This window comes from Bradyrhizobium sp. CB3481, from assembly GCF_029714305.1.
Lineage (GTDB): Bacteria > Pseudomonadota > Alphaproteobacteria > Rhizobiales > Xanthobacteraceae > Bradyrhizobium.
Genome location: NZ_CP121647.1, coordinates 4,900,775 through 4,916,092, shown reverse-complemented (window position 1 = coordinate 4,916,092; position 15,318 = coordinate 4,900,775). Strand labels below are relative to the sequence as shown.

Sequence of the window (15,318 nt, the reverse complement as noted above, 5' to 3'; positions counted from 1 at the left end):
GTCTGCGGCACTGCGCCTCACTGCGGAGACCGCAGCTCGATGCCGTAGCGTGCGTAGATCCGCGCGATGGTGCCGTCGGCGAGCAGGGCCTCGATCGCCGCATCGACGCGCTGCTGCAGCTTGTCGTCGGGGCGAAGCAGCCCGGCCGCAATATTCCAGTTCAAATCCTGATCGCTGTCGAACGCCGGGATCAAGCGCAACGGCTTGTCGGCGTGCTGCAGGTTGAACCAGCCGACCGTCATGGGCGTGACGGCGGCGGCCTCGATCTCGCGGTTGGCCAGCGCGGCCACAATGTCGTCTTCATAGACGAACGGGGACGTGACGGCGCCGCCCTTGCCGAGTGTCATCGAGACCAGCGAGCCAACCTGGACGCCGACCCGCTGATAGGAATCGAGGCTTGCCAGCGAGGTCGCCTTTGAATCGCCGCGCACCGCGAGCACGACGCCGCTGCGATGGTAGGGGCGCGTAACCCGCACGCCGCCCGCAGGCTCGGTATCCTTGCGGGCGATGACGTCGAGCACGAGATCGCAATCGGCGCGGCGATACTGGATCGCGCTGACCACCCACTCCCGCGTCAGCTTGACCCCGAGCTGCTCGGCGATTTTTTCGCCGAGCTCGATCTGAAATCCTGGCACCGATCCGTTCTTGCTGGCAAACGGCAGCGCGTTGGGGCTGGCGCAAAGCGTCAGCGTGTCGCGCTCAATGACGGCTTCCAGCGAGCGGGCATCCGCCGCGGCGTTGCAGAGCATCAGCAGCGAGAGGCTTGCTGCGCATCTGATCGGCCCATATCGCGGTTTGCACGCTGCAGAAAACGCTCTAGTCATCCAGCCCTCTGATATAGGCCAGTAGCGCGCCGATCTGGGCATCGTTGAACACCCCGGCAAAGGCGGGCATTGAGCCGGTCTTGCCCTTCTTGATACGCTCGATGATGAACTCGTCACTTTTCTCGGACTTCGACAGCTTCGGACCACGGCCGGCATGGCGGCCGCCATCCTGGTGACAAAAGCCACAGTTGCTCGAGAACATTTTCTTGCCATCGAGATCGTTCGGCGAGGCTTCGGCTTGCGCCGGCGGGGTAGCAGCGCCCGCTGGTGTGGACGGTTGGGCAAATGCGGTGGTCGACAGCCATGGCCAGATCATGGCCAGGCACGCAGCAGTTACAAACGGTATTCGCATTCAAGGATCCGTATTAGCCGGCAAGGGCGGCGGGAGATCGGTTCCCGCCGCCCGTGCTCTTCACTGTCTGAGCGCGTAGACGATCAGGGCGCCGGTGTTCTTCGACATGCTCTTGAAGGGCTCGCCATAGAGCGCGACGAATTCGTCGGCCACCAAGCTGCCCCAGCCCGCCGGCACGGCGATGTACTGCTTGCCACCGGCCGTATAGCTGATGATGCCAGCATTGTGTCCCATGCCGTTGTTGCGCGACCACAGCTCTTCGCCGGTTTCCGCATTGTAGGCGTGCACGACACCTTCGGAATCCGGCACAAATACCAGATTGCCGGCGGTGGCGAGAACGCTAGCGAGCGGCGGCTCCTTGTAGTTGACCTCCCACTTCTTGGCACCGGTGACGGGATCGCGGGCGCTAAGATGGCCCCGGGCAGGTCCGTCCGGAGGCGCCACAATCTTGAATGTGGCGCCGATGTTGAGCTGGGCCATCGGCTCCAGGATCGGCGTGGTCTTCTCCACAGTCAGCTCCATACACCATTCCTGCCCGATCCGGTAGAACAGCCCGGTCTTGGGGCTGTAGGAGCCGGAGTTCCAGCTGATGCCGCCGGCGATGGCCGGGCACAACGGCGGGTCCACCTTGCCTTCCGAGAGGTCGCGACGACCGATCAGTTCGCCGGTCTTCGGATCGATGCTCTTGACGAAGTTGATGTTTTTTACCAGCGGCCAGACGTTCTCGACCTTGGCGTTGGAACGATCATAGACGAAGATGTATCCGCTCTTGTTGGCGTGCACGACGAGCTTCTTGCCGCCACGGTCGATCATGACGAACTCTCCCACGGCAGAATCGAAGTCCCAGGCATCGTGCGGCAGCTCCTGATGGTAGAATTTGAGCTTGCCGGTATCGGGATCGAGCGCGATGACCGATGTCGTATAAAGATTTTCGCCCGGCCGCGGTCCGCTCTTCTTCCAGTCCGCGCCACCCCAGTCGTAGAGTGGCGACGGGTTGGCGGTGCCCCACCACACCGTATTGGTTTCCGCATCATAGGTTCCCGGCATCCAGCCGCCGCCGCCGCCGGTCCGCCAGGAGTCACCACCCCAGGTCTTCATGGCCTCTTCAGTGCCGGCGACCGTGAAGAACTCCCATTTCTTCGCTCCGGTCTTGCCGTCCACGCCGAAGATCGGTCCGCGATAGAGCCATTCGCCGCCCTGCGCGCCGATGATCACCTTGTCCTTCACCACTAGCGGCGCACCGGTGAAGCCGACCGTTATCTTCTTGGAATCCAGCAGCTTGGTGTCCCATACCGGCTTGCCGCTCTTCAGATCGAGCGCGATCAGCCGACCATCGACCGTGCCGACATAGAGATTGCCGTGTCCGATGGCGATGCCGCGATTGTACGGCGAGTGCGTCTGCTTGGAGACCAGGTCCTCGTCGAGCTCCGGCGCATAGCTCCAGATTGTCTTGCCGGTCGCGCCGTCCAGCGCGTAGACGCGACTGTAGGAGCCCGAATAGTACAGCACGCCGTCAAGGGCGAGCGGCGTCGACTGAATGCCGCGGGTAGCGCGCTCCGGGAAATGCATCCAGGCAACTTCGAGATTCTTGACGTTGCCGGTATTGATCTGGTCGAGGCCGCTATAGTGATAGGACTTGTAGGTGCCGTGATAGGTCGGCCAGTCGTTCTGGGCCGCCTCGGCATTCAGGGCGGCCTCCGTTGGCTGCGTTGGGACTTGAGCGCGCGTCGGCGAGACAGTGATCGCGGCAGCCACCGCCAGTGCGGCGCAGCCGACGAGATATCGTTCCTTGAACGTCATCTATAGTCCTCCCCTTGTTTGTTGGTTGGGCCGAATTGTTGTCGCGACCCTTGTGGAGATGCTGTGGTGTCAAAGCCTCATCGGGTCGGAGTTCGGGATGGACGGCATGGACCGGCGGAACCGCCGTTGAAGGCCAGTCGCACTGTCGCCTGCGTGAGAGATTGATGTTCGAGGGAGGTGCCGTTCAACGAACGGCGGCACATGCCGTCACGGCCAGGACTTGCCTGCCCCATGCTGCGCCCGGCGATGTCGGTGCGGTGCACCATGACACGTCCCTCGATGCACGCCCATTAGTTGACTGGATTGTTGTTTTTTTGTGGAGAGCCACTCGGCAGGGCAATCTTGCGCTGCAATCGGTCCACCTTCGGCGAGGGCGCGTGAGCGTGACCGCCCGCTATCGTGCAGGTCGTTGCCCCAGCTAACGGCTCTGCTATCCGCCGATCGCCGCATTGGCCTTCTCGGCGGCGCTGGTCATCGCAATCTTTGCCGGCCTTCCGGAGACCACTTCATTCACGCCGATCATGAATGCGTCCAGGATCGGTCTTGATTGCGGATGGAACAGGATCGCCTTGGCACGATCAACATCGGCATTCTGCAGGTTGGCGAGCGCGGCCTCCGCGGCTTGGACGCCGAATGCCTTCTTAAACCCTTCGCTCGACCAGGCCGACACACGTGTCGTCGCAAGGCCGGCTGCGGCTGCCTTCAGTGCGGTCGGCTTGCTTGTGGCCCATAGCAAAAACAAGAACGCCGCGCGCTTGTTTCGTGATTTGGCATTGATGCAGGCCTGCCAGTGCGACATGAAGGGCACCGACGTGCGGCCGTCTACATGAGGGAAGGCGGCAAACACGACTTGGCCGGCAACGTGGCTTCTGGCCGGATTGGAGATGTCGGTCGCGAAATTGCTGCTGTCGATCGCGATCGCTGTCCGGCGCTGAAGGAAGTCGTCCAGAACGTGGTACCATTCATAGCCGCTGACGCCGGCAGGTCCGGCTTGTCGGAGCAATCGGCCGTACATATCGATGGCTGCAATGGCCTCGGGACTCGCGAACACTGCCCTGTTGTGCTTGACCATGTCGCCGCCATAGGAGAACAGGAAGCTCATCGCCGGCACGGACGAATTGCCGCTGGCCTGGGCCCGCATGGCTATCCCGGACATATCGTCGGTCTTGAGTGCATTCGCCGTGGCCAGCAACGCTTCGAAAGTCTCGGGAACCGGAAGCTTCTTGGCTGCCAGCGCTTCACCATTGATGAACAACGTCACCGCCTCAGACGTGATGGGCATGGCATAACGTTCTCCGCCGCGCCACAGCGGAAAGGCACGGGCGGTTTTGAGAAGGTCGCTCTCGTCATACCATCCGATATCGGTCAGCGATTTGTCGGAATAGTAGGCGTTCAGCGGCTGGAGCCATCCTCCCGCGATGCCCTGGCCATAGGCAGTGAACATGAAGACGTCAGGCGTGCTGTCGCCGCGGTTGAGCTGGATAGCCAGTGCGCCGAGATACGTCGTCTCCAATCGGAAGTCGGGAACGACATGGATACCAGTGAGTTCGGTGAAATCAGGCAAAAGCGGCGTGATCGCATTGGTCCAGGGATGGATCGCGCCCGCGAGCGTGATCGTCTGCCCCGCAAATTGTTTCCAATCGATCATGGCGCCGGCGTAGGATGTGGTGACATCCTGTGCGCGACCCCGTCGCGGCAACATGGCGAGGGCGGGCAATGCTACGCTCATCGCCCCCAATCCCTTGACGAAGCTACGCCGGCTGCTCGGCGACTTTGTTCCTGGAGCCATATCGTTGCTCCTGCCGGGATAGCCCGTCACAACATGCGCAGATGCTCCACCCGAGACGTCCTGGCTCTTGCGAGGGGACCGATGGGCTTTTAAGCCTGTATAATCTGCGCGGTCTGATGTGCCGGTTCCGTCTCACCCGTGCGGACCGTGGCTGTATTTCGATTATACTAGCAATACCCGGCGACGGCATCAGAAATCAGTCGCCTACGCTAGCATCGAAGACTTAAGGGCAATTCCAGTGCCTCAGAGCCAGTCCTTTCGGTGGTTTGCTCGTCCCTTAGTGCTGGTCGTTGCCGCGCTTCTAATTACGGTTGCTGCGAGCGGATTCTTCGGCCTGCAATATTGGCAGGAACGACGAGCGGCGAATCTTGCGCAAGAGCGTAACCGCGAGGTGCTCGAGACACTGGAGCGGCTCAAAACGATCATCGCCGACGTTGAGGCGCAGAGGCGCGGATATCTGCTAACTCTCGATCCGCACTACCTCAAGGCCTATGGCGTCTCCGACGAGAGCGTTCGACGCGACGCGCAGGCGCTCCAGACCCTGGTAGCGAGCGATCCATTGCAGAGCCACCGTGCAGGACATTTGGCCGAAACGGTTGCAGCAAAGCTGCGCGAGATCGACGAGATCGTCAAAACGGTGCGCACCTACTCCGGGCCGGCCGCCATGGCGATGATCCGCAGCCTGGATGAGATCAGATCGCAAATCGATCAGATGGTGGACCATGAGCGCTTCCTACGCGTCGATCTGGAGAAGCGCTCCGAGGCGCTCGAACGACGCAAAGCCTGGCTGGTCACGACTGCCCTCATCATTGTCGCAGTCCTGGCTGGAGTGGCGCTGGCGCTTGCACGGCGCGAAGCGGTTCGGCGGCGCAAGGCGATCGTGGAGAACATCGCGCTGCAGGGCGATGTTCTGGCGCGCGACAAGAAGATCCGACGCCTCGTCGATGCCAACATTGTTGGCGTCATCTTTTGGGAGCTCGATGGTCGCATTCTCGAGGCCAATGATGCGTTTCTCAAGATGTTGGGCTACGATCGCGAGGATCTAACCTCCGGGCGGGTGAACCGGACGGACCTGACGCCACCGGAATGGCGCCTCCGCGACTTGCAGACGGTGGCGGAATTGAAGCGGATGCGGACCGCTCAGCCATTCGAGAAAGAATATTTTCGCAAAGACGGTAGCCGGGTGCCCGTGCTGGTCGGCGGGACGATGCTCGAACAGGATCAAGACCAAGGTGTCGGTTTTGTGCTCGATCTCACCGAACGCAAGCGGGCGGAAGAGGCGCTGCGACAGAGCGAGGAACGGTTTCGCACCCTCGTGCAGTTCTCCTTCGATGTGTATTGGGAGACCGATGCGCAGCATCGCTTTACTCTCCAGGAGTTTGCTGAGAGCCTTGCCGACGCACCGGCGCCGGGTTCTGAGATCGGTAAGACACGCTGGGAAGTGCCTTACCTGGAGCCGGATGAAGAGGCTTGGCGCAAGCACCGCGAGACGCTCGACGCCCATTTGCCATTTCGCGATTTTGAGCTGGCACGGGCGGGCCCCGACGGGAGCAAGCGCTACGTATCGGTCTCCGGGTTGCCAGTGTTTGACAAGGCAGGGAGCTTCGTCGGCTACCGCGGCGTCGGGCGGCACATCACCGAGCGCAGGCGGGCCGAAGAGGCCTTGCGCGCCATGCAGGCGGAGCTCGCGCACGCCAACCGCGTCACCGCGATGGGGCAGCTGTCGGCCTCGATCGCCCATGAGGTCAACCAGCCCATTGCCGCGACCGTAACCAATGCCCAGGCCGCGCTGCGCTGGCTCCGTGCTCAACCGCCAGATCTCAAGGAAGTCCGCGACTCTCTCGACCGCATCGTCGAGGATGGCAAGCGCGCCGGCAACGTCATCGGCGGCATCCGTGCCCTCATCCACAAGGTGCCGCCGCGCAAGGACTGGTTCGACCTCAGGGAGGCCATCCTCGAAATGGTTGGGCTGACCCGAAGCGAGGCGCTCAAGCATGGCATCTCGATGCACACCCGACCCGCCGCGGCATTGCCCCTGATCCAAGGGGATCGTACTCAACTGCAGCAGGTGATCCTGAATCTGATCCTGAATGCCATCGAAGCCATGGGCGAACTTGATGACGGCAACCGCGAGCTATGGATCAGCACAGAGACGGCGGCCGAGGCCGGTGTACTCGTGACTGTTCGCGATTCTGGTCCAGGCCTTGCCCCGACGGATATGGAGACCGTGTTCAAGGCCTTCTATACGACCAAACCCAGGGGCATGGGCATGGGGCTCGCTATCTGCCGGTCGATGGTCGAAGCTCACGGCGGACGGATGTGGGCGAGCGCGAACGAACCTCGGGGCGCCGTCTTTCAATTTACCTTGCCGCTGCAACGAGACGAGAGCGTTCCAGCCCAGCAGCTCGAGCCGAATTCGGCGGCATGAGTTGCGCCGAATGGCGGGATGAGACTGTACTCGCCGCTGTACATGAACAGCGAAAAGCGCCCCACGTCTCCTGGAGGGCATATGCCGGCGTGCACCGTCAGATCGGCGCACGTCACTCAATCGCTGACGCTCGTTTGACAGGTTCAGTGTGGTGTCGTCGCAACCTGATCGCGGCCCTGGCGAGGGCGTTCCGGAGTCAGAACAGCGAATGTCGAGCCTATCGCTCAGACCTGTCCGTTGTCGAAGCTGACATTGCGGACCAACGGTCGTCGAAACTCGCGGCCGGCATATTCGCATCGACCGAGCGGCCTTCCAACGCGGTCGTGCCGGCGGAGGCGACAGTGACGTCGGTCCAATGCAGGTGCGACCTCATGGTGGCGGCAGTTGCGGCGATAGCGATCAGCGCGACGGCCGCGAAGCCGGTAATCGTTCGATGTCTGGTCATCGGAACCTCGTCGTCCTCACAGCCCCTTGGCGTAGGTCACAGGGACGGAGTGGAGGTTCAACAGCCGTACGTTCAAGTATGGTTGATCGGCGATAGATCGGACAACGAGGCTGTCCGAAATTCAATGGCTGTACGCTGTATCGCGGTATGCGGCCGCGATGGCTATCAAATCATGGAGACGAAAAGCCGCGACTTCGCGGAGCCTCACTCGGGCCTCACGCACTTCGGCCCGGTGGCAGGACGACGACGATCGTGCCCAGCTTCACCCGGTTCACGAGATCGATGACGTCTTCGTTGGTCATGCGGATGCAGCCGGACGAGATCGCCTGACCGATATATTCCGGCTGGTTGGTGCCGTGGATGCGGTACAGAGTGTCCTTGTTGCCCTCGTAAAGGTAGAGCGCCCGCGCGCCCAGTGGATTGGCCGGACCGCCGGCGACCCGCTTCGGGTAGGGGCCGAGCCGGGCTTGGATCTCCGCCGTCGGAATCCAGTCGGGCCACTCAGCCGTGCGGCCAACGGTAGCCACGCCAGACCAGGCCAGCGCTTCCTCTCCCACCGTCACGCCGTAGCGGATCGCCTTGCCTCCCGGCAGGACGTAATAGAGGTAACGCTCATTGGTATCGACCAGGATGGTGCCCGGCTGCTCTCTACGGGTGTAATCGACAATATGCCGGCGATAGGTCTGCGGAATCTCCGCTTGAGCGTAAGGGGGATGGGCGAGCAACTGCCGGTCCCTTGGGGTCAAGCTGGCATTCGATGACGGCGCAAGCGTCGCTTGCATGCAGCCGCCGAGCCCGGACCCCACCAATCCCACAAACAGCAACGCGAACCCGGACCTTGACACTGCCCGTCCTCCAAAAAGCGTTACATCGGTCCATTTGCTGCTCAAATAGTGCAGAAATCAAGGCGGCTGAAAAGCACCCCCGCAATAACGATGTGGTCCGGGCGGCTGAACGTCGCTAAGTGACTGGCGCGGGAAACCAGAGCTTGAGCTTGAGACCCGGCGAGTTATCAAGCATTTCGATCCGCGCGCCGTGAAGATGGGCGACGGCAGCGACCAGGCTGAGCCCCAGACCGTTTCCCGGCGTATAGCGGTTGTGTTCTAGTCGGTAAAAGCGCTTGAAAACCTGCTCGTGTTCGTGGGCAGGAATTCCGGGCCCGTCGTCGGCGATCGAGATGACCGGCTTGCCATCGATATTTTCGTTCGCGACCACGACCTGCCCTCCGGCGCGGCCATGCTTGATCGCATTGTCCACGAGATTGGCGATGGCATCGAAGATCAGGTCGCGATCGCCGGTCACCATCACCTCGCGATCGCCGACGACGGTGAGACGCGTGCCCTCCTGTTCGGCGGCGGCATCGTACAACTCCACAACCTCGCTGGCGATTTCCACTAGGTTCACGGTGCGGAACGCGCCCTTTCGTGCCTGGGTCTCGATTTGCGCAATCCGCGTGAGCGACGAGAATATCCGCAAGACAGCATCGAGGTCGGCGATCGTGTCGCCGATCAACGCCTGGTCCTCCTCGCCGATGCGCTGACCGTGATAGGCTTTCTCCAGCCGTCCGCGCATGCGCGTCAGCGGCGTCCGGAGGTCGTGCGCGACATTGTCGCTCACCTGCCTGACCTCTCCCATTAATGTTTCGATGCGGTCCAGCATCAGGTTAAGGTTCTCCGCAACGCGATCCCATTCGTCATGGGTGCCGCGGAGCGGAATGCGCTGATCCAGGCCGCTCTGCATGATGGCCCGGCTGGTGGCGTTGATGGATTCAATCCGTCCCACTGTCCGGCGCGTCACGAGGATGCTCGCGACCCCCGCAACCACAAACAGCAATGCGGCGACCGAGATCATGGCCGTTTTGATCTGGTCGGCGAAGCGGTCGAGATCGCTGATATCCTTTCCCACCAGCAAACGATCGCCGCCTGGAAAGGTCTGGAGCATAGCCCGCACCAGCGGCCGGTTTGCCGCATGGGGCAACGGTTCGCCCGCGCGAAACTCTATCCATCCCCGGTCGGCCGTGACCGTCGATGGCCATGCCGTGAGATTGCCACCCAGCGCGGCCAGGGAAGGATCAACCACAATATAAACGTTGTCCGCAAAACTCTTGTCGGCGATCCGCTGCTTGATCAGGGCAATCAGGCCATCGCGCCCCGAGCGTTCGTACGCGCTTTCAAGGCTCGAGTACTCTGTCATGATGCCGCGGTCCGACCGGCTGCGCACATAGGAGGAGGTGGACAGGTAGACATAGCTGAAAAGCGCCGACACGATAATGCCGAATGTTCCGATCGCGATCAGCGCCTGCTTGAAAGTCGACGATCTTAGGGTCTTAACCAGGAGCACGGAGACAGTACCCGATGCCGCGAACCGTGTGGATCAACGGATAGGCTTGCTGGTCGTCGACCTTGCGGCGTACGCGCCCGACATAGACGTCGATAATGTTGGTCGAGGGATCGAAATGAAGATCCCAGACGTGCTGCAGCAGCATGGCGCGGGACACGACGCGGCCCTCGTTGCGAACCAGATACTCAAGAAGTTGGAATTCCCGGGGAAAAAGCCCAATATCCTTGCCGCGCCGGCTGGCGGTCCGCGACACCAGGTCGATCGCGAGATCACCGACGCGCAAGATGGTTTCTTTGACAATGGTGTCGCTGCGCCGGCCAAGCGCCTCGACGCGCGCCAGCAGTTCGACGAACGAAAAAGGCTTGACCAGATAGTCGTCGCCTCCGGCGCGCAGGCCGCGAACCCGATCGTCGACTTCTCCGAGCGCACTGACGATCAGCACCGGTGCGGCGATGCCGTCGTCGCGCAATTGACGCATGACCGCGATGCCGTCGATATCCGGCAGCATGCGGTCGATCGTGATGACGGCATAGTCGCCGCCAGCACCGCGGCTCAGCGCTTCGTTGCCGCTGGTCGCCAGATCGACATGGTAGCCGCTGGTCGTGAGCGATTCCACGAGCTGACCGGCGGTTTCCGGATCGTCCTCAACGACCAGAATGCGGCGGTGGCTTCCCGTCATGGTCCGTCTCCGAACGACTGGCCAAGGGCGGCATTAGCTCCAGTTGGAACGGAAGCCGCAAGGGGTTTTCCATGTTGCATAGCTTGCGCGGTCTGAAGGTGGCATGAATAAATGATGATCGTCACCAGCCGGACCTGAACTGCCTTTCCGCGCAAATGTTCCTGTGACGACCATCATTGTGTGTGGACCCTGCTCACGACACGGACGCGATGGGACGCGGTACAGCCCGCCAATGCGTCAGATGTCGCTCCAGCAACCCGCCAGATCAAGATGGCAACGGTATTGCATCAGCCGCGATACGCTTCAGTAGTAGCCGTAGGCGCGGCAGACGTTGACCCATCGCAGTCCGTATGGCGTCCACCTCCTACGCCAGCAGTCGTCGTAGGCTGCGTAGGCGAAGGGCACCCCAACGAACGCAAAGCGATGGTGGCGGTGATGGAAGAATCGGCCGTGATGGGAAAACCTTGGATGCGCAAAATGCGAGCCCGTGAAGCGGTTGCCTGCGAAATGGCTACCCGCGAAACGACTGCCTGCGAAGCTGCTGCCTGCGAAACTCGTGCCGCCGGCTCGCATACCGCCGCCCATGCCGCCGATATGCGGGCCGCCACCCATTCCTCCTGCATGCATTCCCCCAGACATGCCACCGCCGCCGCGACCACCGCCGCCGCCTATCGCGCCAGACATGCCACCGCCGCCGTGACCACCGCCGCCGCCCATCCCGGCAGACATGCCGCCACCGCCGTGCCCGCCGCCACCGCCGCCGCGTTGCGCGAGCACGGGTGAGGCAACAGCAAGCGTCGTGGCCATCGCACCCGCGATAAGGCAATTAAGGAGCTTGTTGTTCATCACAATCCTCCGTGTTGATTGCAGCGACCATAACGTCGCAAAAAGGAAGACGACCAGCAGGCAAAAATGATCCAGCGGTTTCGAATGAATAATGTGACAGTTTCTGACACGGAAGTTAGTTTGACCGCTTCGCTGTACGCGGCACGCGCCATTCAAGCGGCGGCGTTCCAGCTTTGCGATGGCCGAGCTATCGGAAGGGCAGGTGACAATGGCGGCCGTTTACCGTCCGGCGATGCGCAAGGATGCGCATAGTCTGCACGACATTAGGCGACGATCGATTCTTGAGCTTGCGCCTCCAACGATAACTGTCGCCCAGGCGCAGGCGTGGGCGGCGAAGCTTACGCTCGCCGGTATGGAACGAAAGCTGCGCGAGCTGGAAATATGGGTGGTCGAGCTGGACGATATCGTCGCTGGATGGGGGGCCATTCGCGGCGGATATCTCGAGGGCCTCTATACCGCTCCGCCATTTGCCGGACGTGGCGTGGGCGCCGGCTTGCTGGACATGCTGGAGCGGCTGATGCGGGAGCGGGGCGTTGAGGCGGTTGAGGCCGACGCCAGCTCAAATGCGCTCGCGTTCTACATCAGGCGCGGATACCGGGCGAACGGCCCTCAAACGCCTGACAGGGCCTGGCCCATTGCGAAAGCTCTTTAACCGGCGGCGGCAGAAGCTGAGGGCTGAAGCTGCAGTTTCGGAGGGCCGTTTAAGCCGTTTGCGACGCTTGATTTTCGCCGCGCAAGGGGCGACTTTGGCGCCCGCTTGGCCAGGGGCTCATCGGAGCCCTCGCGGGCAGCTTGTCAGGAGGATTGCGTGGCGGACCATCAGGTGCACGATTTGACCCCGGAAGACGTGGCGAAGGGCATGGCGGAGGGGCGCTATCTCCTGGTCGACGTCCGCGAGCCAAACGAGGTCGCGGTGGAAGCCTATCCGGATGGCGTGGTGGTTCCGCTGCAGTCGTTCGATCCAGCCGCCATACCCGAACCCAGGGGCAGGCAGGTGGTGTTTGCCTGCCGCTCCGGCAAGCGCTCGGTGACGGCCTCGCTGGCAGCGCAGGCGGCGGGCCTGCCCTACGACAAGCATCTGGCGGGCGGCATTCTGGCCTGGAAGGCAGCAGGGCTGCAGACCAAGACCGGCGGCTGACGGGCCATGACGTCCATGAACAAGGTCTTTGCCGACCTTCCCGTCACCGTGTTCGAGGCGATGTCGCAGGCCGCCCGCGACAACAATGCCATCAATCTCGGCCAAGGCTTTCCCGACGATCCCGGGCCGGAGGACATTCGCCGCGCCGCGGCCGACGCCACAGTGAACGGCTACAACCAGTACCCGTCGATGATGGGCATTCCGGAACTGCGGCAGGCGATCGCCGCCCATTACGGGCGCTGGCACAAGCTCAACCTCGATCCGATGACCGAGGTGATGGTGACCTCCGGCGGCACCGAGGCGCTGACATCCTCCATCCTCGCGGTGGTCGAGCCCGGCGACGAGGTCGTCTGCTTCCAGCCGGTCTATGACAGCTATCTGCCGATCATCCGCCAGGCCGGCGGCATCCCGCGCCTGTTGCGGCTCGAGCCGCCGGGCTGGCGGCTGACCGAGGAGATGCTAGCCAGCGTCTTCAACGAGAAGACCAAGGCGGTGCTGTTCAACAACCCGCTCAATCCGGCCGCCGTGGTTTATCCCCGCGAGGACCTCGAACTGCTGGCGCGGTTCTGTCAGAAGTACGACACGATTGCGATCTGTGATGAGGTCTGGGAGCACGTCATCTTCGACGGCCGCGAGCACATCCCGCTGATCACCATCCCAGGCATGCGCGACCGCACCATCAAGGTCGGCAGCGCCGGCAAGATCTTTTCGCTGACGGGATGGAAAGTTGGCTTTGTCTGCGCCGCGCCGCCGCTGCTCCGCGTGGCCGCAAAAGTACACCAGTTCCTGACCTTCACGACCGCGCCGAACCTGCAGGCCGCTGTCGCCTATGGCCTCGGCAAGCCCGATGACTATTTTTACGACATGCGCAAGGAGCTGGCGCGGAGCCGGGACCGGCTGACCAAGGGGCTGGAGAGCATCGGCTTTCCCGTGCTGAAGTCGCAGGGCACGTATTTCCTCACCGTCGACCTGTCGCCGCTTGGCTTGAATGAGACCGATGTCGAATTCTGCAAGCGCATCGTGACCGACTACAAGGTCGCCGCGATCCCGGTGTCGGCATTCTACGAGCAGGACGCGGTGACTTCGGTGGTGCGCTTCTGTTTCTCCAAGAAGGACGAGACGCTCGACACCGCGCTGGAGCGACTGTCGGACGCGGTGCACGGCCGTCGCAAGAGGTAGACATGCGCGCTTTCTTTGGAAATCCGCTGCGCCTTGCCGGCGCGCTCGCCGTGGCGCTGTCGCCTTCGCCCGCATGGGCGCAGGAGCGCACGGTCAATTTCTACAATTGGTCGAACTATATGGCACCCGGGGTGCTGGAGGATTTTACCAAGGAGACCGGCATCAAGGTGGTCTATGACACCTTCGATGCCAACGAGACGCTGGAGACGCGCCTTTTGGCCGGCAAATCCGGCTACGACGTCGTGGTGCCAACAGGCTATTTCCTGCAGCGGCAGATCACGGCAAAAGTCTTTCTCAAGCTTGACAAGGCGAAGCTGCCCAACCTCGCCAATGCTTGGCCCGTCGTGACCAGCCAGCTCGCGACCTACGATCCCGGTAATGATTTCGCCGCCAATTACATGTGGGGCACCACGGGGATCGGCTACAACGTCAAGACAGCGGAGAAAATCCTCGGCCCCGATACGAAGATCGATAGCTGGGATTTTGTCTTCAAGCCGGAGAATCTCGCGAAATTCAAAGACTGCGGTATCCACATGCTGGATTCCGCCGACGACATTTTGCCCGCTGCCCTGAGCTATCTCGGCATCGATCCAAACTCGACCAAGCAGGCCGACCTGGAAAAAGCGGCCGATCTCGTCGCCAAGATCAGGCCGAACGTCCGCAAGTTTCACTCCTCGGAATATCTGGGCGCGCTGGCTTCGGGCGAGATCTGCTTTGTCGTCGGCTGGTCGGGCGACATCATGCAGGCGCGCAGCCGCGCGGCCGAAGCCAAGAACGGCATCGAGATCGGTTACACCATCCCGAAAGAGGGCGCGCAGATGTTCTTTGACAATCTGGCGATCCCGGCCGATGCCAAGAACGTCGCGGAAGCCTATGAGCTGATCAACTATCTCTACCGCCCGGACGTCGCAGCGAAGAACTCCAACTTCCTGTCCTACGCCAACGGCAACCTGGCGAGCCAGAAGCTGATCGATCCGAAGATTTTTGGCGACAAGAACATCTACCCGGACGAGGCGACGCAGAAGAAGCTGTTCGTCATCAAGGCCCGCGACCCGGCAACCCAGCGGGTGATCAATCGTCTCTGGACGCGGGTGAAGACGGGGAAGTGACCGACAGCGCATGAGTGTCTCTCCGCCGTCATTGCGAGGAGCGAAGCGACGAAGCAATCCATCTATCCGTTATGCCGCGCGATGGATTGCTTCGCGGAGCCTGTCGTCGGGCGGGCATTCGCCCGACCCGTTGGCTCGCAATGACGTGGTGAGGCCGCTGCTCACTCCGCTGCAGCTTGTAGCCACTCGCAAACTCCTATTGCCGAAACCCGGCGCAGAATCTATAGCTCCCGCCCGGGAGCATCACATGACCAACATCCTCGCATTCTTCTCCACGCGCACACTGCTGCAGATCATCTTCATCCTGGCATCGGCAGTCACGATGAAAGCCTGGAGCCTCGGCCTGCTGTTCGGCGGGTAAGCCCGACGGGCAAGATCCTCGTCATTGC

Annotated in this window: 14 protein-coding genes; 6 read left to right on the top strand and 8 right to left on the bottom strand. The window is 62.0% G+C overall.

Translation table 11 applies throughout. The features are described 5' to 3' along the window. Positions 1 to 17: 17 nt before the first annotated feature. From QA643_RS24020 to QA643_RS24005, 4 genes are all read right to left on the bottom strand, one after another. Positions 18 to 824, bottom strand: a complete 807-nt coding sequence (locus QA643_RS24020; RefSeq protein WP_283028359.1) for a transporter substrate-binding domain-containing protein — start codon at positions 822 to 824, stop codon at positions 18 to 20. Further along, complete coding sequence (locus QA643_RS24015) at positions 817 to 1,176, bottom strand: cytochrome c (RefSeq protein WP_283028358.1); 360 nt, start codon at positions 1,174 to 1,176, stop codon at positions 817 to 819. Before QA643_RS24015 ends, QA643_RS24020 begins: the two co-directional genes overlap by 8 nt. Positions 1,177 to 1,236: 60 nt before the next feature. Continuing rightward, entirely contained in the window at positions 1,237 to 2,976 is a 1,740-nt protein-coding gene (locus QA643_RS24010; RefSeq protein ID WP_283028357.1) for a PQQ-binding-like beta-propeller repeat protein, read from the bottom strand. Between the two features lie 430 nt (positions 2,977 to 3,406). Continuing rightward, positions 3,407 to 4,705: an extracellular solute-binding protein gene (locus QA643_RS24005; protein ID WP_283028356.1), complete on the bottom strand. Its 1,299-nt coding sequence runs from the start codon at positions 4,703 to 4,705 to the stop codon at positions 3,407 to 3,409. A gap of 340 nt (positions 4,706 to 5,045) precedes the next feature. Here QA643_RS24005 and QA643_RS24000 point away from each other — a divergent pair, with 340 nt between their 5' ends. Beyond that, the gene (locus tag QA643_RS24000) at positions 5,046 to 7,193 is read left to right on the top strand and encodes a PAS domain S-box protein (protein ID WP_283028355.1); all 2,148 of its coding nucleotides are present in this window, start codon (positions 5,046 to 5,048) and stop codon (positions 7,191 to 7,193) included. A gap of 217 nt (positions 7,194 to 7,410) precedes the next feature. Here QA643_RS24000 and QA643_RS23995 read toward each other — a convergent pair whose 3' ends face one another. From QA643_RS23995 to QA643_RS23980, 4 genes are all read right to left on the bottom strand, one after another. Then, entirely contained in the window at positions 7,411 to 7,638 is a 228-nt protein-coding gene (locus QA643_RS23995) for a hypothetical protein (protein ID WP_283028354.1), read from the bottom strand. A 215-nt stretch (positions 7,639 to 7,853) separates the two neighbouring features. Next, positions 7,854 to 8,420, bottom strand: a complete 567-nt coding sequence (locus QA643_RS23990; RefSeq protein ID WP_283034909.1) for a L,D-transpeptidase — start codon at positions 8,418 to 8,420, stop codon at positions 7,854 to 7,856. A 178-nt stretch (positions 8,421 to 8,598) separates the two neighbouring features. Then, positions 8,599 to 9,978 (bottom strand): ATP-binding protein, encoded by a 1,380-nt coding sequence (locus tag QA643_RS23985; RefSeq protein ID WP_283028353.1) that lies wholly within the window; start codon positions 9,976 to 9,978, stop codon positions 8,599 to 8,601. After that, the gene (locus QA643_RS23980; RefSeq protein WP_283028352.1) at positions 9,965 to 10,657 is read right to left on the bottom strand and encodes a response regulator transcription factor; all 693 of its coding nucleotides are present in this window, start codon (positions 10,655 to 10,657) and stop codon (positions 9,965 to 9,967) included. The genes QA643_RS23985 and QA643_RS23980 overlap by 14 nt, the downstream gene beginning before the upstream one ends. A gap of 468 nt (positions 10,658 to 11,125) precedes the next feature. On the opposite strand from QA643_RS23980, the gene QA643_RS38700 reads away from it, so the two are divergent. The 5 genes from QA643_RS38700 to QA643_RS23955 all read left to right on the top strand — a co-directional run bounded on the left by QA643_RS38700 (position 11,126) and on the right by QA643_RS23955 (position 14,929). Then, positions 11,126 to 11,440, top strand: a complete 315-nt coding sequence (locus tag QA643_RS38700) for a hypothetical protein (RefSeq protein ID WP_349253215.1) — start codon at positions 11,126 to 11,128, stop codon at positions 11,438 to 11,440. A 271-nt stretch (positions 11,441 to 11,711) separates the two neighbouring features. After that, positions 11,712 to 12,155 (top strand): GNAT family N-acetyltransferase, encoded by a 444-nt coding sequence (locus QA643_RS23970; RefSeq protein WP_283028350.1) that lies wholly within the window; start codon positions 11,712 to 11,714, stop codon positions 12,153 to 12,155. A 207-nt stretch (positions 12,156 to 12,362) separates the two neighbouring features. Then, on the top strand, positions 12,363 to 12,641 hold the full coding sequence (locus QA643_RS23965; RefSeq protein WP_283034908.1) for a rhodanese-like domain-containing protein: 279 nt from the start codon (positions 12,363 to 12,365) through the stop codon (positions 12,639 to 12,641). 6 nt (positions 12,642 to 12,647) lie between these two features. Then, positions 12,648 to 13,820, top strand: a complete 1,173-nt coding sequence (locus QA643_RS23960; protein WP_283028349.1) for an aminotransferase — start codon at positions 12,648 to 12,650, stop codon at positions 13,818 to 13,820. A gap of 2 nt (positions 13,821 to 13,822) precedes the next feature. Continuing rightward, positions 13,823 to 14,929 carry a polyamine ABC transporter substrate-binding protein gene (locus tag QA643_RS23955; protein WP_283028348.1) on the top strand — a complete coding sequence of 369 codons (1,107 nt, stop codon included), beginning with the start codon at positions 13,823 to 13,825 and terminating at the stop codon, positions 14,927 to 14,929. Positions 14,930 to 15,318: the final 389 nt, after the last annotated feature.